Here is an 18,991-nt window from a genome sequence, read left to right on the forward strand (position 1 = left end):
AACCGCAACCACGGAAGCCACGGCACCCACGGAAGCCACCGCAACCTCGGAAGCCGACGAACCTGGCACCACCGCAACTTCGGATGCCGACGAACCCACCACCACCGCAACCTCGGACGCCAACAAACCCACCACCACCACCGCAGCCTCGGACGCCGACGAACCCACCACCACCGCAACCTCGGCCGCCAACAAACCCACCACCGCCGCAACCTCGGCCGCCAGCAAACCCACCACCACCGCAACCTCGGCCGCCGCCGCACCCCCCGCCACCATGGCCGCACCCGCAACCACCGCACCCGCGCGCTAGCTGCACGCCGCTGCCAAAGTTTTCTCTATCGAAGAGATGGAACGTGGCCAGACTGACGTCGGCCATTTCCTCTTCGCCAAGAAAGAAGGGCTGATTTGGCCAGGTATTGTAAGATTGCGGGATACCGGCAGCGGGCATCGTGGATGCGGATGCACTACCCGCCAGCGAAAGACCCAGTCCGGCGGCACCTAGTACCTTCACGGTGGCGGCTTTGGTTGTGCGTTTCTGCTTCGAAGCTTGCTTGACCCGTGGCATGGTCGCACCCTCCGTAAGTTCTTGTGAAAACGCTCCGCAAGAGTGCGCTCGGCGAAATCGGCGCGCAAGGGTTACCTGTGCCATAAAATGCGAAACATCTCATCGAGCTCCATTCATCTTCATGAACAGAGATCGACACATACCCGCTTTTGGTTGAGCTCAATCACGCCATCGAGCTGGCATCGGGTATCCGGACCGCAATGTGGCCGATGTTCTCGCCCGCGCGGGCGATGTGAAGGCCAGCGCGCAGCAGAAGCAGGATCTGGCCGCGTTCATCCATCTCTGCGGCGCAGGTCCCGCCACGGCCTACGCCCGCCGCCACTTTCAGATGATGGCCGGCGAACGCTGCGGCGACCACCTCGTCGCAGCCTATGTGTCCAGGGTCAACGCGATGAAGCGGCAATTCCTGCGCCTTGCGGCGGATGACGGCAATTAGCTCGCAGGGCTGCGTGGAGCGGCTCGTCCGCCGCAGCTCGACGAGCGAAGGGAGAAGCGATGCCCATCAATGCGAGCTGAGATGATGGGTTTTCGCAAGAGCTCAAGCCATCCTGCGGGCTGGAGAAAAGCAGTCAGCCTGTACCTTGGCCTCGTCTAGACATTCGCTTCCGCGAGGCCGCGCGCTTCAGCCTGCTGGCCGGCGCCTTGCGTCCGGTTGATATCCTTCAAGCACTCGTCGCTTTGATGGACTGCGAGAATGTTGATGCCGAGAGCCATGGACTGGTAGCCATTGTCCAGGAGCCAATGCTCAAGTTGCCGGTTATCCGTCTTGATCTTTTCGATCAGGAGGATCGGACGATACGTCTTGATCGTCTCCCGAGCACCCGCGAGGGCCTCCATCTCCATTCCCTCGACATCGATCTTGATGAAATCGACGCGCGGCAGATTGAGCTCGTCCAGCGTCATTTTTCGTACAAGCACGGTGTTGTCGGTATAGCTGATCGACTGACCTATGAATTCGTTACCCGGGCGCTGCCGCAATTCCAGACTGCCGAAGCTGGAAGGCGCAAAATAGTTCGGATTTGGAATTTGCATCATGCCGGATTCGGAGGAAACGGCAGCATGCACCGCCAGCGCATTGAAGCAGTTGTTGATGGCAATGTTGCCCGCCAGCGCATAATAGATCCGTTCCTGGGCTTCGATCGCGATCACCGAACCCCAGCCCGTCATCGACGAGGCCCACTCGATCGTGTGCACGCCGATATTCGCGCCACAGTCGACGGCGATCACCCCGTCACCGTGGTGCCGTCGTCGCAATGCCAGCAATTCGAGAGCGACCTTGACTTCGCCGGGATCGAAAGCCGCCGTTTCAAGGATCTGAAACCCCACGCCGTAGCCGCGGTCAGGACTAATCATGCGATAGTCGAAGCGATTGACGATCATCGTTCCATGGTTGGACGAAGCCATGACAAAGGCGAGCTTTTGCCCCGCGATAGGCATTGCGGAATCTCCTCTAGATTGGATCCCACTATTGCAATGCCGGCTTATGCGAAGCTTATCTCGACCAGGTTCGGTCTGCTGTCCGGGGTCCACCTCTCCCCAGCGATAGGGCAATCGCATATGAGAGAGAGAGAGAGAGAGAGTTTGGAATGCAGGCTCCTTGCGGCGCATCCTTCGAGACGCCCGCTTTTGGCGGGCTCCTCAGGGTGAGGTTTTGTTTTGCGGCAAAATCTTAGACCCTCATGGTGAGGAGCGCCGCCTTACGGCGCGTCGAACCATGAAGGCCGAGCACGTTCGCTCCACAAGGGCATATGCGATAGACCTCTCCCCGGCGGGGAGAGGTCGGATTGCGGCTGGCGACGCGGAGCATCGTCCAGAGCAATTCGGGTGACGGGCCGCAGCGCTCAGTGAGACCAGAACCCCTCACCCGGATCCCCGGCCGGCGGCGTCCGGTCAGCGCCGTGAGTCCCGCCTGGCCTGTGCCCTCTTGTTGGCCTGTGAAACCCGGCCAATCTTCGAGGGAGGAAGTTTGACGGTTCGACGACGGCTCGGCAGCGCGCGCATGCCCTCACGTGACGTAGGCTGGTTTTCCGGGCGCGAGAACTGCCTGGCCCGGCGCAGCGATAGCGCCCGTCGGGCGGCTTCTCCCAGCTCGCGCCGTGCTTCAAAGTTCTGGAGCCGTCTCAGCTCCTTGTTGACGCGCTTGAGGGCGCCAACAAAAACTTCCTTGCGCCGGAACGTGTTTGCTCCCGTCGCGGGCGTGCGGCGACCGCCGGGATCGGCCGAACCTTTCGCGACGCGTCGTTGGCGGTGCGCGAGTGTTCGTTCCTTGTCGCGAAGGTCGCGCAGGACGAAACGCAACTTCTCCAATGCCGCACGATCGACCTCTCCGATCGCGGGATGGTGGGAGGTCAGGACAAGCTGCTGCTCTTCGTGATTCAAGATGCTGGCCTCGAACTTACATGGCGTTGACATCCTTCTTCTCCTTCAACGAGCTGGGATCCCAGGGAGTGTCGCTATCGAGATTGACGTCTGCAGCAGCAAGCCGGCGGAAGAGCGCCCTGCGGCGGGCCATCGGAGGCCACTCGTAAAGAAAGATGTCGGATGGCTTCCAGATCGCAACCCAGCCAAAGATCAGAAAGCTTTCCTGCAGAATCCGGGAAACGGGACTTTCGTCCATTTTTCGCAACAGGAGCCAGCCGAGCACCAGGCATAACGACAGGATGGAAAGGCCAACCGCAAGCGAGAACCGCCCGTTCCTGAACAGCTCCCGCATCTCTCTGGTCATGGCCTGGCTTCTGAGGTCGAAATGATCCTTCACCGCGATGACGATGTCGCTTGCCGACGCTCGCGACAATTCGTCTGACGGCAGATGAATGACGATCGCGATGGACGCATCGATCGGCAATTCCTGCGCACGGGCTACAATGTAGTCTTCGGCTTCGAGTGCGAGTTCACTTTCCCTGAATGGCGACGGATCAAGCGTACTGAAGAGCTGCGACACCTTGCGAAGCTTTATCTCGATCCGGCCGGTCGACGTGGCCATGGCATCCATTGCCTATACTTCGCGAGGTCGGATCCGCATCTCCAATCACCGCGCGTGAGGTTCCCGAGGACAGCACAATGAGAGGCGGCGGCTGGTCTGAATGATGATCCCGGAGAACGGCGGCCGAGCGGATCAACCTTTGCAGTTCGTCGCGTTTGCCGTGTCATGGTGTCCCGACAGGCGGCCCTCCGCCATCGGGAAATGTACTGGTGGCGGCGGCGTAGTAACCGATGTGGAAATTTCTCCAGATTTCCGCTGGAACGGCGGGGCAGTCGCGTCAGGGGTGGCGCGCGGTATTCAACATTCCCACGTCAAGTCTCACGCGGGCGGATTTAGCAGCGTCAAGCAACTGAAATCACATCAAATCCTTGGTTGTGGCAGCAAGGGTGACCCGGATGAGCGACCTGCTGCGGTCTCGGCTAGGCGGTTTTCCTGCTTCGCAGCGTTTCGTGCGGGTGGCGACGATCGCCGCGTCGGTTTGACTTGCGAACATAGGTGACGAGGGCCTCGGGGTTCTCGAGCTTGATCTTCAGCGCTGCGACCAATGCGTCCTCGGCTTCGATCGTGAGCGCCTTGGCACGCGTCCCGAGCTTCAACCCGACGGTATATGACGCCATGGCAGACTCCTCAGTCCAGGCCTCCACCGTACCTCAATCGCCGTCACTTCGGAACAGCCCTGCTCAACCCATCACATATGCGATAGCTCTGCGCCGCAACGGGATGATGAGTTTCGCGAAACATGATCATGCCGCAAGGCAAAACGGGATCACGACTGTTCTTTCAGGTTCGGCGCACCCAGCTCATCGAAACGAAAGAGCTGAAAGATCCGCTGGCCGTCGAAGTCGAGCACCCTCAGATCATCGGTCTCCTGCAGGTTGCTTTCGACCGCTTGAAAGTGCCCGCCGTAGCGTGTTCTGGCCAGCGACAAGGGAACCTCGAACGCGACGAACTTGCCGATCCCCTTGTTCCTGAGCACCTCGAGGAGCTTCTGATCGTGCAGGGACTCGTGGGATGTGAGAATGAGCAGCGGACCGCTCGCCGTGAGCAGCAAAAGCGATTTCATCGGGTCCTCCTTTGCAGCAGGCGTAGCCCGGAAGAGCGGCTTGTCCGCCGTAGCTCGAAGAGCGAAGGCGGAAGCGACATCCGGGGAATGCGTCGGCGGCAAAGTCCCTGACATCGCGGAGCCCATCATCGGGCGCGCTTCGCGCAGGCCCATTGGCTCATCCTGGCCGCGCACAAGCTCTCGGCCGTCGGACCGGCGCCATCATGCCATAGTGCGCCTGTTTTGCCCGACACGTCAAACGTTATTCGGTATCGCCGAAATCAAAGATCCGCAGCGATTGCTACTTTGAATGGGGTTGTTTTCGACAATTTTGTCGGCGGGCGCCCGACCCGCCCCTACGCCGCGTCGACTTCCCCGGGTACACCACCCGGCGTCGGACCTGCAACGAGCCGGTCGAGGCTGACCAGCAGGAGATCGGCGATATGCATGAGCTGGTAGAGGGGAATGTCCGCCTCGCCCTTCTCGGCAAGTGACACGAACCCGGGCGGGACGCCGATGAGCTCCGCCAACTGGACTTCGGTGTAGCCGCGGGTCTCGCGCGCAATTCTGACGCGCGCACCGATCTCGCGCCTGTGCCGGGCCTGCTCGTCCGCGGTCATCATGACAGCCTGTTCGTCAGGGCTCGCATAACCATCGGCGAACGCGCTGCCGATCAGCCTCCCCTTGCGCCAGGCGACCCGGCAGGCCTTTCGTAAGCCGCTATCGAAGATCAGCGTAAACTGCTCCGCAACCCATAGCGAGCTGTTGAGTGCGAGGCGGACGCCGGTGCCGGATACATCGCGGATCGTACAGGGGACGCTGATGATGCTGCCGGTGCCGTTGTCGAATTCGACGATGCCGGTCCTCAACGTGTGATGTCTGGCTGCAGCGCGATGCTCGCTCATCGTTCGTATGCTCCCATGGCCTCCGGCAAGGTCGAACATACCTATCCGACGCATCCTTAAAATTCAGGCGTAACGCCCGCGCAATTTTTCCTGAACGCCTCCACCGTCTCAACCGGGACTGGAAGCCATGGTAAAGCAAACGTGGATGGGATAACGGGCCGGCCGGCCGAGGCCGCCATAATTTTTCCCTCGCGCCCGCGTTGTCTTGGACGGCGGCGAGAACTATCCTCTCGATGAATCGGACTGCCGCACTCATTCCGTTGATGCAGGACTGAATGGAGAGCGCATCGGTGCCTGAGACGCAAGATCCAAAGCCGGACGCCCCGAAGCCGGACGAGCCGCGCGCCGATGGCGGGCTGACGCGGGCCTATGAACAGATCAAGAGCGCCGAAGAAGACCTTGCCCGGCTGGACCAGTTGGTTTCCGGATTGGAACGCGGCAGCGACAGCCCGCCGCCCCGGCAGGCAGAGGCCGCCGCGGAACGCGGCGAGGCTCCCGTGGAGAAGGCGCCGGCACAGGAGAGCAAGGTCCACCACCAAGGCTTGAAGGGGGACCGGCCCATGCTGCGAGCCTTCCTTGGCCTGCTGCTGGCGATCGGCGTCCTTGGCGCCGCCTTCGCTTCGCAATATCGCGATGAGGCCAAGGCGATCATGGCGCGATGGACCCCGCCGGCCGCGAGTCCGCGCCCGGAGGTAACAGAGGTTCAGAAGCCCGCGACGCCGCCAACGGTCCTGCTGGCGGCTGCGGATGAGCCGGCGCCCGTGCCGGCGCCGCCGGTCCACAAGGAAGCGCAAAGCACGCCGCCAGCCGGCGCCACAGCGCCCGACCAGCCATCCGCCGAACTGGCACAATCGCTCAAGACCATCACCGATGCGCTTGCGAGCATCAACGAAAAGCTCGAGCAACAGAAGAGCCGCAACGAGCAGACGCTTCGCGAGCAGGCCGACGCCATTCGACAACTCAAGACGGCGCAGGAGAAAGATGCGGGGGACAATGCGCGCCTCGCCGCACAGGTCCAGGCGCTGCAGGCGCAGCTTGCTGCTTCACCCGCGAAACCCGCCGCGCAGAGCCCGGTGAAGGAGAACAATACGGCTGCACCGCGCCAGCACGTCCAGGCAGCCCCACCCCGGCGGCCGAGGCCGCCTCCGCGCGGCCCCTGGATGCCCCCGCCCTATATGGTCGACCCCTACGGCGATCCGGACTGGTGAGCGCGTAGGCGGATGCGCGTTTCGCAGCGCAGGTCCCGAAAATCGCTTCGCTGATCCGCCTCGCGCGGGCTGCTTGCATCGGCGTTCTCAGCCACTGACTTTTGGTGCTATGCTCCACCGCAGTCCGGCCCGCGGCCCCCGGCCAAAATTTGTGCAACGTTCAGGCGGGCACCGGCATGAAGGAGCGAGCGCATGACCAGCCACCTTCCACGCGTCCTGTTGGCCTGTACTGTCCCTGTGATGCTTCTGTTTGCGGTCTCTGCAGCCAACGCCGCGGACGGCTGCGGTCCCGGCTGCCACGCCACCGGCTCCGGGGCGTGCGTGGTCGATGGCTGGGGCACGGGTGCGCGCGTCTGGAACGAATGTCCGGTCACGTCTCGTGCGCGCCCGCCTTGCGGGGGGGCAGACTACGTCTGGGATGCCCGCAAACGGGCCTGCTTCCCGAGGGTGAGCGATTGGATTTCCGGCTCGTAGGATGGGTTGAGCGAAGCGATACCCATCAACTTCGCTTCGCAAGAGGTGATGGGTTTCGCAAGCGCTCAACCCATCCTACGGACTACGGCCTCACGATATCTCCTGAACTGACACGGCCGCGATCCCGTTCAGCTCGCGCTCTTGCGCCGTGGGCTCGTGCTCGGAGGAATCGCCGACCGAGACGTCCTTCATTCTGCGCTTGACCTCCTCACATGTCTTGCGGACGTCTTCCGTGAAGAGCGCGCATTCCTCGATGCGTTTGAAGATCTTCCGACCCTCTTCGCGGTAGCCCGCCGCCGTTTCGCGCATGAAGGCTATCGCATCATGGACCTGGGCTGTCAGCTCCTCGCATTTTCGCGCGGCGTCGATCAACTCCCTGCCCATGGCCTCGATTTCTTTCGCCGCGGACTCATAGTCGCGAATGACCGCCTCTGCACTGAGCGCGCCGACGCGCGTGACGCCCTCGGTGTGCTCGACGTAATCAGGCAAAGCAATCGACGCGATCGAACTTCCCGGGCGGACCGATGAGATGTCCGCCTCGAGTTGAACCAGGTTCACGCCTTCCCGTCTGCGCAATTGTTCAACACCTGCCATGTTGGTCTCCAAATATACGCCCCGGCACCCCAAAGGACGTTGAGTGTATTACGGGGAAAAGCAGCATTCTAACCACATATGCCGTTGACAGTCGCAGCTTTGCCATTTTCTCCCCACCTCCGATGCAACACGCAGGGATGATCGATGTCACAGGTACACAACCTCTCCCTGAATGCGGGAGTTTCCGCGCCAATGCCGAGGAGAAGGCCAGGGAAATGAGCCCCACATCCCTTTGTCCTCCCCAATCTCTCCACATCCCTGCCACCTCGATGACAAGGCGCAACCGCGATTCCGGCGGGAACGCAGCGAAGTCTCGCGGCTTAATTTATTGGGGAGTGTCGTTTGATGTTGAGTGCGGACGGGAACAAGCCGATGGGGAAGCCGAGCCAGCGCAAGGGCCGAAAAAAGGCCGGGCAGCAGCCCAAAGCCGGCGAGCAACAGCTTGCCAGGACTGATGAAACACGGGCAGCGGAGGCTGGCCAGGAGATCGAGCAACGGGTCGATCAAGTGATCGGTCAAGAGACCAGTCCGGAACTCAGTTCACCGGTCGCATCGACCCCAGACTCGCCCGCCCTCGCGACACAGACGATCGCGAGCGCGCCGATCGCCCCGCTGGAACTCGTTGCAGTGAGCCCCCAGGCGATCGCAAATGCCTGCGCCAACTACACCATGAAGTCGCTCGAACAGAGCTGGGCGTTGTTCGGCAAGCTCGCCTCCGCGCGGTCACCGGCCGAGGCTTTCGCGTGTCAGATGGAGTTTGCGAAGGAGGCCTGCGAAACCTTCGTCGCGGAATCGCGCAAGATTGCCGACCTGCAGGAAGAATTGGTCAAACAGCGCGTCATGCGTTTCGAGGGCTGGGTGGCGAGGGTCACCCAGACTACATTCGAGCTGCGCGCGACACGTCACTAGCGCCAGCTCGCCGGATGGGTGGAGCGACCTGTCCGCCGCAGCTCGTGGAGCGAAGGCGGACGCGATACCCATCAACTGCGCCTCGACACGGTGGTGGGTTGCGCACCAGCTCAACCCACCCTGCTCTGAAAAACAACAGCGCTCAATTGGCTGCACGTCCTTCGTTGCGGTCTGCGGCCGCCGTGCGCTTCGCCCGCGGCGTCGGGACCCTCAGTTGCTGCAGCGATGGCGCAGTGGTCGCGACCTGCGACTGCTGAACATGCGCTGCCCCGAGGATGCCGACCCGGCTGCTCAAATTCCCTGCGGGTGTGGAATGATCTTTCGCGGCCGTCCGGCGACGATCGCCTCACGCGATGGCCGGCGCAGCGTTCGAGAACCAATCACGTTCTTGAGTGAGCCCGACCCGCCTCACGGGATCTCGTAAACCGATACCTTGTCCGCGATCCCGCTCAGCGCCACGCTGCGGCGGGCTGGGTTGAGGCCGTTGGCCTCCAGCAGGGTCCGGGTCTCGGCGTTATCGACCACCGCCTCCGTCACCACGATCGAGCGCGAGGCGGCAAGGCCCTGGACGCGCGAGGCGATGTTCACGGTCTGCCCGAAATAGTCCTGCTGGCCGTTGAGGGTGACTGCAAGGCACGATCCCTCGTGAATGCCCATCTTGAGCAGCAGGCCCTGCTGCTGGCGCTGGGCACCCAACTCGCTCATGGCCTCGCGCATGCGGATCGCGGCGGCGATCGCACGGTCGGGCGTCTCGAAGGTCGCCATCACGGCATCGCCGATGGTCTTGACTACGGCGCCCTGCTCGGCCGCGATGATCTCCTGCAAGAGGCGGAAATGCTCGTTGACGAGATCGAAGGCGACGAGGTCGCCGACATGCTCATAGAGGCCGGTTGAGTCCTTCAGATCGCTGAACAGGAAGGTCAGGCTCAGGATCTTGAGCCGCTGGCCGATCGCGAGCGTGTCGGTGCGATAGAGGTCGCGGAAGGTCTGGTTGGTGAGAATCCGCTTGGCCGTAAGGCTGGGCTTGCGCCGCGTCAGGAGGTCGTCGAGCCGCTGGTTCGCGACCCACACCGCCGGCAGCACGCGGCTGTCAGTGCGGTTCTCCAAAGCAAGCCGCAGCGCGCCCGGGCGCAAGCTCACGGCCTCGACGGGGACCTCGGCTTTGTTGAAGATCAAGGAAAGGTTCTGCCGCTCGCTGGTCTCCTCGCCCTTGACCTCGAGGAACTGCGCTGTGTGCGTGACGGGATCGAACACGATCAGCGTGCCGGCGGGAACCTGCAGCGAGAGGATCGCCCGCTCGCCCGGCGGCAGGTCGACGGTTTCCAGCGTGAGCTCGCGCATGAGCCTGTCGAGATCGGCCGGAAGATCGATGGCCGAGCTCCAGAAGACCTGGCGATAATATTCGACGAGCGGCAATTCGTCGGCGTTGTGGGCCGCGATCTTGCGCACGCGCGGGCTGACGGTGAAGGTCACCTCGACCAGATTGTCGAGCGTCGTCTCATAGCCGGCGGCGCAGAACGCGCAGTGATACTGCGGGCTGTTCACCGTCTTCAGGCTCTTGTTGGCGGAGAGCACGCCGGCACAGCTCGGACACATCACGCTCCAGGTCATCTCCAAAATGCCGAGCCCCACCGCGTGCAACAGCCCGCCGATCACCTGCTCCTCGCCAAGGCCGGATTGGCTCGCGAGATGCAGCGCATTGATCTTGCTCAAGGCATGGTCCGGCGATTCCCGCACCATGCGTTCGAGCAGGTCGACGACGGGCTCGTCGGCCGATTGACGCAGGACACCGAACAAGGTTTCGATTTCGCTCATACGGTAGTTTTACCTGAAAGGGGGGCGCGCGGAAATCCGCTTCCCGTTAGGTATGCCCGGGAGGGCGACATACAACCCGTAGCAGCCGATTGCTGCGTCACGATGATGGGAGCTCGCGGGGACTGCAGCGGCCGCTTTGCCCCCGGATTTCGCTTCGCTCCATCCGGGCTATCGGCTGCCTGCCTCAGAAGTAATTGCCGCCCCGAACAACGATAATCGCGGCCGGAAGTTTTGCTTGATTTACCCGGACACGAACCTACGGTGCGGCGCGCCCTGGACGGGCGACGAGGTGAGCTATGAACGACACGATGAAATGCCCGACCTGCAATTCCGAGCACGCCTATCAGGATCGCGATCTCTGGGTCTGCCCGGAATGCGGCCATGAATGGAGTGCTGCGGCGGATGCGGCACCGGACGCCTCGCATGAGACGGGCGTGCGTGATGCCCACGGCAATCTGCTTGCCGATGGCGACAGCGTGATCGTGGTCAAGGACCTCAAGATCAAGGGGTCGTCGTCGGTCGTCAAAGGCGGCACCAAGGTCCGGAACATCCGCCTGCAGGACGCGACCGACGGGCACAACATCGCCTGCAAGATCGACGGCATCGGCGCGATGAACCTGAAATCGGAGTTCGTGAAGAAGGCGTAGCATCCTAGGATGGGTTAGCGGCCCACCCTACGGATCCACTTCACCCCTCAAGCCCCCTCCCCGAACACCATCCGCCAGCCCTTGCGCGTGTCCATGTATTCCCGCACCTCGCGGATGCGGTCGCCGGCCACGGTGAACACGAAGCAATAGTCGTTCTCGTAAGGAGCTCCGCCGGGAAGCGCGGCGCGCATGCGCTCCTCCACGATCACGACATCGCCGTCGGCGTAGATGCCGCGAAACGCGATATCGACATTCGCAAACATCCGGTGCATCTCGTGCGCGATGAAGCGCGCGATCTGCTGCGGCCCGACCATGTGGTCGGTGTGATCGAGCGCGACCGCGGTGGCGTTGCCCTTCGGCGCGATCCATTCAGCATCTTCGGTGAACAGCGCCGCGATGCGGTCCGCATCGCGGGATGAAAAGGTCTTCCAGGCGTTCAGCACGATGTCCTTCGACGCGCCGGTCATGACGAGCTCCTCGGCTTGCATTGACATGAGGCCGGCCTTCTAGGCTGTCATGCGCGTTCCCGCTCGCCACAATCGGACTCGGTCATGTGCCCCTGCTTCCCGGCAGTGAGGCTTGCGCTATCATCTGGCCATGTTGAGCTTCGAGGTCTGCAACGCCGCGCGCCTGCGCCGGGATCCCCGCTACGACGGTCGCTTCTTTACGGGGGTGAAGACCACTGGCATCTATTGCCGCCCGGTCTGCCCGGCCAAGCAGCCGCTGACGCGCAACGTTGACTATTATCCGACTGCGGCCGCAGCCGAGGCCGCCGGTTTCCGGCCCTGCCTGCGCTGCCGCCCCGAGACCGCGCCGTTCTGTCCGGCCTGGAATGGCACGCGCTCGACGGTCGCGCGGGCGGTGCGGCTGATCAATGACGGCGCTCTCGACGAGGACTCGGTGGTGGCGCTGGCGGAACGCCTCGGCATCTCCTCGCGCCATCTCGCACGGCTGTTCGAGCAGCATGTCGGCGCCAGTCCGCAACAGCTTGCGAAGACGCTCCGCGTCCAGCGCGCCAAGCGCCTTCTGAACAGCAGCGATCACAGCATGACGGAGATCGCGTTCCACGCCGGCTTCGGCAGCCTCCGCCGCTTCAACGCCGCCTTCGTCGAGCTCTATGGCCGCCCGCCGTCAAGCCTGCGGACGAGGCAAGCCCGTAGCACGCACTCATAGGGTGGGTTAGCCCTGCGGCTGCGCGAAGCGCAGTCCGCCTGCGTAACCCGCCACTTTTGTCGCCGCGCAAGACGCGGTGGGTTACACCTTCGGCTAACCCACCCTACCGCACTACGCCGGAGGCGGGACCGTTCAGAAAAACCCGGGGCTGAGGTCGAGCCCATACGTCAAGCTCAGCACGAACACGAACAGCACGGCGCCGGCGAACAGCGCGATCTGCTTGAGGAGGAATGCGCGCGGGGACGCGGTAGCGACAACTGCTTTCTGCGCAACGGACATGACGGTCTCCATTATGAATTCAAAATTGGCCGCTCAAGATGCGGCCTCGATATCAGGCGCGCGCCCCTCAAAACAAAGCGTTAAAGAGCAGGACGCTGTTATGAACGGGCGTACATGACGGGAAGCGCCCACGCGAACTTGTACGCTGTAGGATTCTCAGTCAGTGCATCAATGCGCATACGTCCGCTCCTTGGCGCGCAGCCCAGCCGCTGCTGATGTCGTAGTCGGTCGAGCGGCAGAGGTGGTTCAATTCATCCTTCGAGGCGCGGCTTGTGATGCGTTCGCATCGCAAGCCTCACGCCTCAGGATGACGGATCCAACACCAGCTTCTATTTCAACGCCGTCGCGAGCGCGGTGAGCTTGGCGACGAGGTTGATGCCGAGGGCATAGATCACCTCGATGATGGCAAGGGCGATGCCGGCGGCGATCAGGCCATACTCGATGGCGGTGGCGCCGGACTCATCGGCGATGAATTTGGCGATGACGCTTTTCACTTTCATGCTCTTCCAATTTCAGCCGGAGGTTGTCGAGATGGGAGAATTGCCAGACCGCAATCAAAGATTGAGTAAATGCGGGCCGCTTAATTTGACGCGAAACGGCCTTCTGCCACGCCAAAACAGCAAACCAAAATAAAAAGCCCGCGACGAAGTCGCGGGCTTCCTGCAGTTCGAAAGAGCCTGAACTTAGCGCGCGCGGCCTTCGGTCTGGCCCGGCACGGCGGCAGCAGTCGACACCTTCCGCGGCGTCAGAACCTTAAGCTGGTGCGGCGTGGCATTGGTCGAGGCCAGCACCTGCCCGTCGACATGGGAGCCGCCCAGCACCGCGACCTGAGCCGGCGAGATCGGCAGCCCGGCCGCCTGATAGGTCGGCAGTTCCGCGGCAAAACCGGCCGTGACGCCGGCCAGCGACAGGGCGGCGACGGCTGCAATGGTAAACGAAATTCTCTTCACACCGATTCTCCTGGGTAGTGCATGAGAACCCGAAATAGTCAGCGTTGCTGCACCGCACCAGCCAACATGTTGCATTGCAACAATGCAGATTTCGCAGATCACGTCTGGCGGAAATCCGCCGGCGGGCCCGATTACCAAAAGTTCCCGATCGTTGCCTCGCGGGCACAGGTTTGCGGAAAACGACCGCCCTACCTCAACTGCGCCATTGCGCCGCCACATCTGACCCCGAACAATCAACGTGCCGCGTGGCTAGCTGTGCAAGCAGGCTCGGATCGAGCCTTTGGAGGCTGGGATCATGAACGATCGGCGATCTCTCCTGGTGGCGGTGTCGTGCCCATCGGCCGTAGTCATGGGCTGGCTGGCGCTCTCCCTGTCCGCCCACGACCCCGCCCTCATCGAGAACAGCGGCGCCAACGCTGCCGCCGAAATCAAGGCAAAAGCTTTCGCCGCCAACATCGACCGCGCCGACGTTCCACGCGCCGCAGTGACTGACGACGCCGCCATCGCGAGCGCCGACGTTGCAGTCACCCTGCCTGCGCAGCCCAGCACAGAAACCGCGGCAGCGGAGACAGCGGCCACGCCCAATACCCCCGAGCCGGCTGTGAAGCTGGCCTCGGCCGATCCGGCGCAGATCCTGCCGGCGGAAGCGCCGCCGCCTGCAGTTGCAGACATCCCAGCTCAAGCGAGCAGCGAGGTCGCGGCAACCGAAACCCCGGCAACCGAGGCAACTGCCATCAAACTCGCCTCTGCCGACGCCAGCGAGATCGTGCCGGACGGCGCGCCGCTATCGCCGGCGGCGATCGCCAGCGCCAAGGCGCCCAGCGAGAGCAAGGCGACACCTCCCGCCGATACCGTCGCCGTCCTCGACGAATGCTTCGTCGTCGACGCCTGCATCGATCGCTATCTGTGGACGCTCTATCAGCGCACGCCCAAGGAGGATTCGATCAAGGTGGAGGAGCGCCGCGCCGTCAGCGTCAAGCGCAAGGGCAAGACCATCACCGTGATGCGGAGCTTCACAAAACTCGTCGACGAGGATTTTGCCTGGAAGGATCCGAAGGCGGCCGACCACGCCGGCATGCCGATGATGGACTACGTGATCGGCGGCATGGATCGCAGCTTCAAGCGGAAGCTGTTTCGTGCACTGCTTGCGGCGGAAGCCGCTGGCCTGTCGCCCGGCATCACCAGCGCGTTTCGCGACGACTATCGTCAGTCGATCGCCAGCGGCCTCAAGGCGGCCTCCGATCGGTCCTTTCATGGTGGCAGTTTTCGCGGCGGCTATGGTCATGGGCTCGCCGCCGACGTCGTGAGCACCAAGGGCGACAATCGCGCGCAGCGCTGGGTCTCGACCGAGGTGCTGTGGAAGTGGATCGACGCCAACGGCAAGGCGCTCGGCATCGGCCGCCCCTATCTCGACCGCGATCCGCCGCATGTCGGGCCCGTCGACGGCCAGGAATACGTCTCGCGACGCGGCACCGGCGAGCGCCACGTTGCCTCGAACGCGAAGGCGCACGCGGCGCCGAAGGCGAAGGTGAAGCACGCTGCGCGTGACCGCAGCCCGGCGAAGCCGCAGAAGTCGGCGCGGGCGGCCAAGGGACGCACGATCTGAGCCGAGCTCGGCCGCGCCTTATGCGCGCGGCCCTGACATTGGCAGCGGAACAAGCCGCATCTCGGCCGATCCCTGCTCCTGCGTACGCTGCAGCACCGCAAAGACTGTCTCGACAGCGAGGCGAACGGCCGACTCAAGGGTCACGCCCTTGGCAAGATGCGCTGCGATCAGGCCGGTCAGAAGATCGCCGGTACCGTAGGGGCGGATCGGCAGGCGCCGCGTCGCAAAGCGCGACACTTGCCCGTCCGCGCAGAGGATCGTCTCGACCTGCCCCGCTGCCGTATCGGCGAGCTCGCAGCCGGTGGCGACGACGTCGGTTCGGCCCTGCCCGGCAAGCGCCGCGCTCGCCGCGCGCAGGCCCTGTACATCTGTCGCCTTGATGCCGGAGAGCAGCTCGAGCTCGAACTGGTTGGGCGTGATGAGCGTGGCGGCCGGCAGCAGCCGGTGACGGAGCACGTCCAAAATGCCGTCGGCCACGTAGATGCGGCCGTCATCCCCGATCACGGGATCGCAGAGATAGACGAGCTTCGGATTCGACCGTCGCGCGCGCTCGGCGAAATCGGCGATCACGGCGGCGTTGGCCGGCGAGCCCAGATAGCCGGTGACGAGCACGGCGGCCTGCTCGACCAGCCCGCGCTCCTCGACGCCTTTGAGCAGGTCGGCGACGAGCTCCGCCTCGAGCACGCGCCCGCGCAGGCTCGGATAGCGCGGATGGTTCGACAGCAGCGTGGTCGGCACCGCGGCGACGTTCACGCCTTCCGCCTGCATGGGATAGACGGCTGCGCTGTTGCCGACGTGGCCGTGGACCACCTGGCTTTGGATGGAAATGACGAGCATGGAGAGGTCCGTAAGGTCAATCACGCCGTCGCGCAAGCGGTCCGGCTATCACGAGGCGTCATACCCAAGCCCCGGCCGCAGCGCCCGCATCGCCTGGGCGAGGCGCCGATGCCCGCTCTCCTCCGACCGTGCCAGCTTGTCGGCGACTGCGACATGGTCCGCATCGCTTTTGTGCTGATTGAGCTTGGCCTGCCCCTCGACCTCGTCGACGACGAGATCGATGACGCGGATCGCGGCAAGCATGCTCTCGCGCTTGTCCGGCTCCATCTGCGACAGATCCCAGGGCGACTTCGGCAGCCGCGCCTCGGACGCCGCGAGCAGCGCATCGCCATGGCCGCGGTTCTTCTCGAGCCCGCGCAGATGCGCGACGCCGGACAGATGCACCGCCTCATAGAGCCAGGTCGAGACGTTGTCGGGCGAGGCATACCAGTCGTTGGAGACATAGGCGTCGTCGCCGGCGACGATCAGCAGGAAGCGCGTGTTGCCGTCGGCCAGCCCGACCAACGGATTCTTCGCCGTCAGATGGATCTGCACGATCGCGCGGCCGTCGCGCCGATCCAGCACGAACGGCACATGCGATCCGCGCGGCCCGCGCTCGTCAGCGGCCACGATCACGCCAAAACCGCGCCTGGCCGCAAACGCCAGCGCGCGCTGCTCCTCGATGCGGAACTGGGGACGAAGAACATGCATGGCGCGGCGCTCGGCTGCTGAGTGGACCAGACGCGAAAGCTACCCCATCATCCGACCGAATCCGAAGCGATAATCGGCTGCGACCGCGGGCGTCGGGAATACTTCGATGCCGCGTCAGCTCCGCGAGACAGGCGCAGAGCACGTCGGCCATTCCGGGAATCACGGGCGGCGCCACGTCCCCTCGGGTACGCGGACTGTCGCGGGCCCGTCACTCACACGTGATATGAGCCCCTGGCATGGCCTGCCTAGCAAACGCCATGTTCCGCGTGCCAAACATACCTACCGCGCGGTATCTTTCATGCGCAGAACTCCCGAGCCGGTCATGACCTCCGCCTTCAATGCCTACGCAGCGCTCGCCCTCGCCATCATCTTCGAGGTGACGGCCTCCGCCTTCCTGCAGCAATCCGCGCAGTTCACCCGCCCGTGGCCGACGCTGGCGATGGTGCTGTTCTATGTCGCCTCGTTCTACGCGCTGTCGGTGGCGATCCGGGTCATTCCGTTGAGCATCGCCTATGCGATCTGGGGCGGCGTCGGCATCATCCTGACGGCCACGGTCTCCTTCGTCATGTTCCGCCAGATGCTGGATGCGGCGGCCTTCGTCGGCATCGGGTTGATCGTGTCCGGGGTCGTGATCATCAACCTGTTCTCGGAGACGACGGTGCACTGATGCCGGGCAGCGCCTACACCCGCACCAAGCAGCCGGAGCAAGTGCGGCGCGCCCTGCTCGACTGCGCGGCGGCCATCGCCATGGACCATGGCGTATCCGGCGTCACGGTGCAGGCGGTGGCGGCGGCAGCCGGCGTGACCAAGGGCGGCCTGTTTCATCATTTTTCGAGCAAGCAGGCGCTGATCGAGGGTCTGTTCGCCGACCTCCTGGCCCGCGTCGATGCCGAGATCGACGCGGCCATCGCAGCGGATCCGAAGCCGCGCGGCAGCTTCACGCGCGCTTACGTCAATGCGGTGTTCACCGGCAAGGCGTTCGGCTTCGATACTCCCTGGGCCGCGCTCAGCATGGTCGTCGTCACCGATCCGCCGCTGCGCCGGCTCTGGAATGACTGGATGAAGGCGCGTCTGAAGCGTCATCGCTCGACCGATGGCGCGCCCGAACTTCATGTCGTGCGCCTCGCCGCCGACGGCGCCTGGCTGTCCTACGTCACCACGGGGCAGACCCGCATGAGTGCCGACTTGCGCGCCGTGCACGGCCGGTTGCTCGCGCAGACCCATCGGCGCGCGTAGCGGCGCGCCCGAAAAGACGAAACTATCCCGTAGGGTGGGTTAGCTTTGGTGTCTCAGGAGGTTGTCCATCTGGTCTGAACCGAGGAAGCTGAGGTTGCGAAGCTTCAACGTTTCCACGGAGAGACCAGATGAACGTCCACAAGAATGCGCCTTTGACGCCCACAGGTCGAGAGGCGATGGTGCGAGGCGTGGTCGAGGACGGACTGAGCCAGGCTGCCGCGGCTGACCAGTTCAACACGACACCGAAAACGGTAGCCAAATGGGTCGAGCGGTTCCGCGCAGCAGGTGTCGAGGGATTGCGTGATCGTTCCTCCAGACCCCTTTCATCGCCAAGCCAAACCCCGCGGGCCACGTGCGAGGCCGTCGAGGCGTTGCGCCGGCAGCGCCACACCGGCAAGCAGATCGCAGCCGAGGTTGGGCTGTCACGGGCCACCGTCAGCCGCATACTCCGCCGCCTGGGATTAAGCCGGACACGCGATCTGGAGCCGGCCGAGCCGGTGCGCCGCTACGAGCGCGAGCAGCCCGGCGAGCTGATCCATATCGACATCAAGAAGCTCGGCAGGTTCGTCAGACCCGGCCACCGCATCACGCACGATCGTCAGAAGGGTGAAAGCCGCGGCGCCGGCCACGAGTTCGTCCACGTGGCGATCGACGATGCATCGCGCCTGGCCTTCTCCCAGATCCGGCGTGATCAGAAAAAGGAAAGTGCCATCGCCTTCCTCAGGGAAGCCGTCGCTTACTACCGCAGCCTCGGTATGAAGGTCACCGGCATCATGACCGACAATGGCTCTTGCTACCGTGCCAAGGCCTTCGCCAGAGCGTGCGGGAAGCTCGGCCTCAGGCACATCTTCACCAGACCATATCGGCCCCAAACAAACGGCAAGGCCGAACGCTTCATCCAGACAGCGCTGCGCGAGTGGGCTTACGCTCGCTCCTACGACACCTCAGACCAGCGCGCCAAAAACCTGCCAATCTGGCTTCAGCACTACAACTGGCATCGCCCACACGGTAGTTTGCAAGCCAAACCACCCATCAGCCGCCTCCGTCTCCCGGAGGACGACCTGTTGAGATTCCACAG

At 63.6% G+C, this 18,991-nt stretch carries 23 protein-coding genes and 2 pseudogenes; 11 read left to right on the plus strand and 14 right to left on the minus strand.

Going from position 1 to position 18,991, the window contains the following annotated elements; genetic code table 11:
• Together AXW67_RS42760 and AXW67_RS17895 are read left to right on the plus strand one after the other, a co-directional pair.
• A pseudogene (locus tag AXW67_RS42760) lies at positions 1-310 on the plus strand (hypothetical protein); the annotation flags it as partial.
• A 416-nt stretch (positions 311-726) separates the two neighbouring features.
• Positions 727-1,001, plus strand: a pseudogene (locus AXW67_RS17895) (lytic transglycosylase domain-containing protein); the annotation flags it as partial.
• A gap of 155 nt (positions 1,002-1,156) precedes the next feature.
• Here the strand turns inward: AXW67_RS17895 and AXW67_RS17900 are convergent.
• The 6 genes from AXW67_RS17900 to AXW67_RS17920 all read right to left on the minus strand — a co-directional run bounded on the left by AXW67_RS17900 (position 1,157) and on the right by AXW67_RS17920 (position 5,495).
• The gene (locus AXW67_RS17900; protein WP_063678930.1) at positions 1,157-2,002 is read right to left on the minus strand and encodes an FkbM family methyltransferase; all 846 of its coding nucleotides are present in this window, start codon (positions 2,000-2,002) and stop codon (positions 1,157-1,159) included.
• Between the two features lie 453 nt (positions 2,003-2,455).
• Entirely contained in the window at positions 2,456-2,977 is a 522-nt protein-coding gene (locus tag AXW67_RS40615; RefSeq protein WP_082907943.1) for a hypothetical protein, read from the minus strand.
• A complete protein-coding gene (locus AXW67_RS17905; protein WP_082907944.1) occupies positions 2,961-3,557 on the minus strand; it encodes a hypothetical protein in 597 nt (198 codons plus the stop codon). Before AXW67_RS17905 ends, AXW67_RS40615 begins: the two co-directional genes overlap by 17 nt.
• A 410-nt stretch (positions 3,558-3,967) precedes the next feature.
• A complete protein-coding gene (locus AXW67_RS17910) occupies positions 3,968-4,165 on the minus strand; it encodes a hypothetical protein (RefSeq protein ID WP_027556366.1) in 198 nt (65 codons plus the stop codon).
• A 149-nt stretch (positions 4,166-4,314) separates the two neighbouring features.
• Positions 4,315-4,764: a hypothetical protein gene (locus tag AXW67_RS17915; protein WP_245315609.1), complete on the minus strand. Its 450-nt coding sequence runs from the start codon at positions 4,762-4,764 to the stop codon at positions 4,315-4,317.
• 182 nt (positions 4,765-4,946) lie between these two features.
• Complete coding sequence (locus tag AXW67_RS17920; RefSeq protein WP_063678931.1) at positions 4,947-5,495, minus strand: helix-turn-helix domain-containing protein; 549 nt, start codon at positions 5,493-5,495, stop codon at positions 4,947-4,949.
• 290 nt (positions 5,496-5,785) lie between these two features.
• Here AXW67_RS17920 and AXW67_RS17925 point away from each other — a divergent pair, with 290 nt between their 5' ends.
• Positions 5,786-6,703: a hypothetical protein gene (locus tag AXW67_RS17925; RefSeq protein WP_347336754.1), complete on the plus strand. Its 918-nt coding sequence runs from the start codon at positions 5,786-5,788 to the stop codon at positions 6,701-6,703.
• Positions 6,704-6,943: 240 nt separating this feature from the next.
• The gene (locus tag AXW67_RS45045) at positions 6,944-7,177 is read left to right on the plus strand and encodes a GCG_CRPN prefix-to-repeats domain-containing protein (protein WP_082907945.1); all 234 of its coding nucleotides are present in this window, start codon (positions 6,944-6,946) and stop codon (positions 7,175-7,177) included.
• A gap of 90 nt (positions 7,178-7,267) precedes the next feature.
• On the opposite strand, the gene AXW67_RS17930 is transcribed toward AXW67_RS45045, so the two are convergent.
• The gene (locus tag AXW67_RS17930; RefSeq protein WP_035687753.1) at positions 7,268-7,771 is read right to left on the minus strand and encodes a hypothetical protein; all 504 of its coding nucleotides are present in this window, start codon (positions 7,769-7,771) and stop codon (positions 7,268-7,270) included.
• Positions 7,772-8,116: 345 nt separating this feature from the next.
• On the opposite strand from AXW67_RS17930, the gene AXW67_RS17935 reads away from it, so the two are divergent.
• Entirely contained in the window at positions 8,117-8,680 is a 564-nt protein-coding gene (locus tag AXW67_RS17935) for a phasin family protein (RefSeq protein WP_063678933.1), read from the plus strand.
• A 408-nt stretch (positions 8,681-9,088) separates the two neighbouring features.
• Here the strand turns inward: AXW67_RS17935 and AXW67_RS17940 are convergent, their stop codons facing one another.
• Complete coding sequence (locus AXW67_RS17940; RefSeq protein WP_063678934.1) at positions 9,089-10,495, minus strand: adenylate/guanylate cyclase domain-containing protein; 1,407 nt, start codon at positions 10,493-10,495, stop codon at positions 9,089-9,091.
• Positions 10,496-10,791: 296 nt separating this feature from the next.
• Here AXW67_RS17940 and AXW67_RS17945 point away from each other — a divergent pair, with 296 nt between their 5' ends.
• Positions 10,792-11,142: a zinc ribbon domain-containing protein YjdM gene (locus AXW67_RS17945; protein ID WP_027556037.1), complete on the plus strand. Its 351-nt coding sequence runs from the start codon at positions 10,792-10,794 to the stop codon at positions 11,140-11,142.
• Between the two features lie 47 nt (positions 11,143-11,189).
• Here AXW67_RS17945 and AXW67_RS17950 read toward each other — a convergent pair whose 3' ends face one another.
• Complete coding sequence (locus AXW67_RS17950) at positions 11,190-11,636, minus strand: nuclear transport factor 2 family protein (protein WP_245315611.1); 447 nt, start codon at positions 11,634-11,636, stop codon at positions 11,190-11,192.
• A 103-nt stretch (positions 11,637-11,739) separates the two neighbouring features.
• Here AXW67_RS17950 and AXW67_RS17955 point away from each other — a divergent pair, with 103 nt between their 5' ends.
• Positions 11,740-12,315, plus strand: a complete 576-nt coding sequence (locus AXW67_RS17955) for a bifunctional transcriptional activator/DNA repair enzyme AdaA (RefSeq protein ID WP_063678944.1) — start codon at positions 11,740-11,742, stop codon at positions 12,313-12,315.
• Between the two features lie 132 nt (positions 12,316-12,447).
• Here the strand turns inward: AXW67_RS17955 and AXW67_RS43200 are convergent, their stop codons facing one another.
• The 3 genes from AXW67_RS43200 to AXW67_RS17965 form a co-directional block, all read right to left on the minus strand.
• Positions 12,448-12,594: a hypothetical protein gene (locus tag AXW67_RS43200; protein WP_201723684.1), complete on the minus strand. Its 147-nt coding sequence runs from the start codon at positions 12,592-12,594 to the stop codon at positions 12,448-12,450.
• 329 nt (positions 12,595-12,923) lie between these two features.
• The gene (locus AXW67_RS17960) at positions 12,924-13,094 is read right to left on the minus strand and encodes a Flp family type IVb pilin (protein WP_063678936.1); all 171 of its coding nucleotides are present in this window, start codon (positions 13,092-13,094) and stop codon (positions 12,924-12,926) included.
• Between the two features lie 183 nt (positions 13,095-13,277).
• Entirely contained in the window at positions 13,278-13,544 is a 267-nt protein-coding gene (locus AXW67_RS17965) for a hypothetical protein (protein WP_063678937.1), read from the minus strand.
• Between the two features lie 295 nt (positions 13,545-13,839).
• Here AXW67_RS17965 and AXW67_RS17970 point away from each other — a divergent pair, with 295 nt between their 5' ends.
• Positions 13,840-15,150 carry a hypothetical protein gene (locus AXW67_RS17970; RefSeq protein ID WP_063678938.1) on the plus strand — a complete coding sequence of 437 codons (1,311 nt, stop codon included), beginning with the start codon at positions 13,840-13,842 and terminating at the stop codon, positions 15,148-15,150.
• 18 nt (positions 15,151-15,168) lie between these two features.
• Here the strand turns inward: AXW67_RS17970 and pdxY are convergent, their stop codons facing one another.
• Entirely contained in the window at positions 15,169-15,987 is an 819-nt protein-coding gene (gene pdxY / locus AXW67_RS17975) for a pyridoxal kinase (RefSeq protein WP_063678945.1), read from the minus strand.
• A 48-nt stretch (positions 15,988-16,035) separates the two neighbouring features.
• Positions 16,036-16,677, minus strand: a complete 642-nt coding sequence (locus tag AXW67_RS17980; protein ID WP_063678939.1) for an FMN-binding negative transcriptional regulator — start codon at positions 16,675-16,677, stop codon at positions 16,036-16,038.
• 322 nt (positions 16,678-16,999) lie between these two features.
• Between AXW67_RS17980 and AXW67_RS17985 the strand changes: the two genes are divergently transcribed.
• The 3 genes from AXW67_RS17985 to AXW67_RS17995 all read left to right on the plus strand — a co-directional run.
• Complete coding sequence (locus tag AXW67_RS17985) at positions 17,000-17,344, plus strand: DMT family transporter (protein ID WP_063678940.1); 345 nt, start codon at positions 17,000-17,002, stop codon at positions 17,342-17,344.
• Positions 17,344-17,913: a TetR/AcrR family transcriptional regulator gene (locus AXW67_RS17990; RefSeq protein ID WP_063678941.1), complete on the plus strand. Its 570-nt coding sequence runs from the start codon at positions 17,344-17,346 to the stop codon at positions 17,911-17,913. The genes AXW67_RS17985 and AXW67_RS17990 overlap by 1 nt, the downstream gene beginning before the upstream one ends.
• A gap of 128 nt (positions 17,914-18,041) precedes the next feature.
• On the plus strand, positions 18,042-18,991 hold a 950-nt coding region (locus AXW67_RS17995; protein WP_082907694.1), incomplete at its 3' end, for an IS481 family transposase.

Source organism: Bradyrhizobium neotropicale (assembly GCF_001641695.1).
Classification (GTDB): Bacteria; Pseudomonadota; Alphaproteobacteria; order Rhizobiales; family Xanthobacteraceae; genus Bradyrhizobium; species Bradyrhizobium neotropicale.

Excerpts from the sequence above, each read along its gene's own strand:
- AXW67_RS17900 (WP_063678930.1), bottom strand. The coding sequence starts at position 2,002 with ATGCCTATCGCGGGGCAAAAGCTCGCCTTTGTCATGGCTTCGTCCAAC.
- AXW67_RS40615 (WP_082907943.1), bottom strand. The coding sequence starts at position 2,977 with ATGTCAACGCCATGTAAGTTCGAGGCCAGCATCTTGAATCACGAAGAG.
- AXW67_RS17905 (WP_082907944.1), bottom strand. The coding sequence starts at position 3,557 with ATGGATGCCATGGCCACGTCGACCGGCCGGATCGAGATAAAGCTTCGC.
- AXW67_RS17910 (WP_027556366.1), bottom strand. The coding sequence starts at position 4,165 with ATGGCGTCATATACCGTCGGGTTGAAGCTCGGGACGCGTGCCAAGGCG.
- AXW67_RS17915 (WP_245315609.1), bottom strand. The coding sequence starts at position 4,764 with ATGGGCCTGCGCGAAGCGCGCCCGATGATGGGCTCCGCGATGTCAGGG.
- AXW67_RS17920 (WP_063678931.1), bottom strand. The coding sequence starts at position 5,495 with ATGAGCGAGCATCGCGCTGCAGCCAGACATCACACGTTGAGGACCGGC.
- AXW67_RS45045 (WP_082907945.1), top strand. The coding sequence starts at position 6,944 with ATGCTTCTGTTTGCGGTCTCTGCAGCCAACGCCGCGGACGGCTGCGGT.
- AXW67_RS17930 (WP_035687753.1), bottom strand. The coding sequence starts at position 7,771 with ATGGCAGGTGTTGAACAATTGCGCAGACGGGAAGGCGTGAACCTGGTT.
- AXW67_RS17935 (WP_063678933.1), top strand. The coding sequence starts at position 8,117 with ATGTTGAGTGCGGACGGGAACAAGCCGATGGGGAAGCCGAGCCAGCGC.
- AXW67_RS17940 (WP_063678934.1), bottom strand. The coding sequence starts at position 10,495 with ATGAGCGAAATCGAAACCTTGTTCGGTGTCCTGCGTCAATCGGCCGAC.
- AXW67_RS17945 (WP_027556037.1), top strand. The coding sequence starts at position 10,792 with ATGAACGACACGATGAAATGCCCGACCTGCAATTCCGAGCACGCCTAT.
- AXW67_RS17950 (WP_245315611.1), bottom strand. The coding sequence starts at position 11,636 with ATGTCAATGCAAGCCGAGGAGCTCGTCATGACCGGCGCGTCGAAGGAC.
- AXW67_RS17955 (WP_063678944.1), top strand. The coding sequence starts at position 11,740 with ATGTTGAGCTTCGAGGTCTGCAACGCCGCGCGCCTGCGCCGGGATCCC.
- AXW67_RS43200 (WP_201723684.1), bottom strand. The coding sequence starts at position 12,594 with ATGTCCGTTGCGCAGAAAGCAGTTGTCGCTACCGCGTCCCCGCGCGCA.
- AXW67_RS17960 (WP_063678936.1), bottom strand. The coding sequence starts at position 13,094 with ATGAAAGTGAAAAGCGTCATCGCCAAATTCATCGCCGATGAGTCCGGC.
- AXW67_RS17970 (WP_063678938.1), top strand. The coding sequence starts at position 13,840 with ATGAACGATCGGCGATCTCTCCTGGTGGCGGTGTCGTGCCCATCGGCC.
- pdxY (WP_063678945.1), bottom strand. The coding sequence starts at position 15,987 with ATGCTCGTCATTTCCATCCAAAGCCAGGTGGTCCACGGCCACGTCGGC.
- AXW67_RS17980 (WP_063678939.1), bottom strand. The coding sequence starts at position 16,677 with ATGCATGTTCTTCGTCCCCAGTTCCGCATCGAGGAGCAGCGCGCGCTG.
- AXW67_RS17985 (WP_063678940.1), top strand. The coding sequence starts at position 17,000 with ATGACCTCCGCCTTCAATGCCTACGCAGCGCTCGCCCTCGCCATCATC.
- AXW67_RS17990 (WP_063678941.1), top strand. The coding sequence starts at position 17,344 with ATGCCGGGCAGCGCCTACACCCGCACCAAGCAGCCGGAGCAAGTGCGG.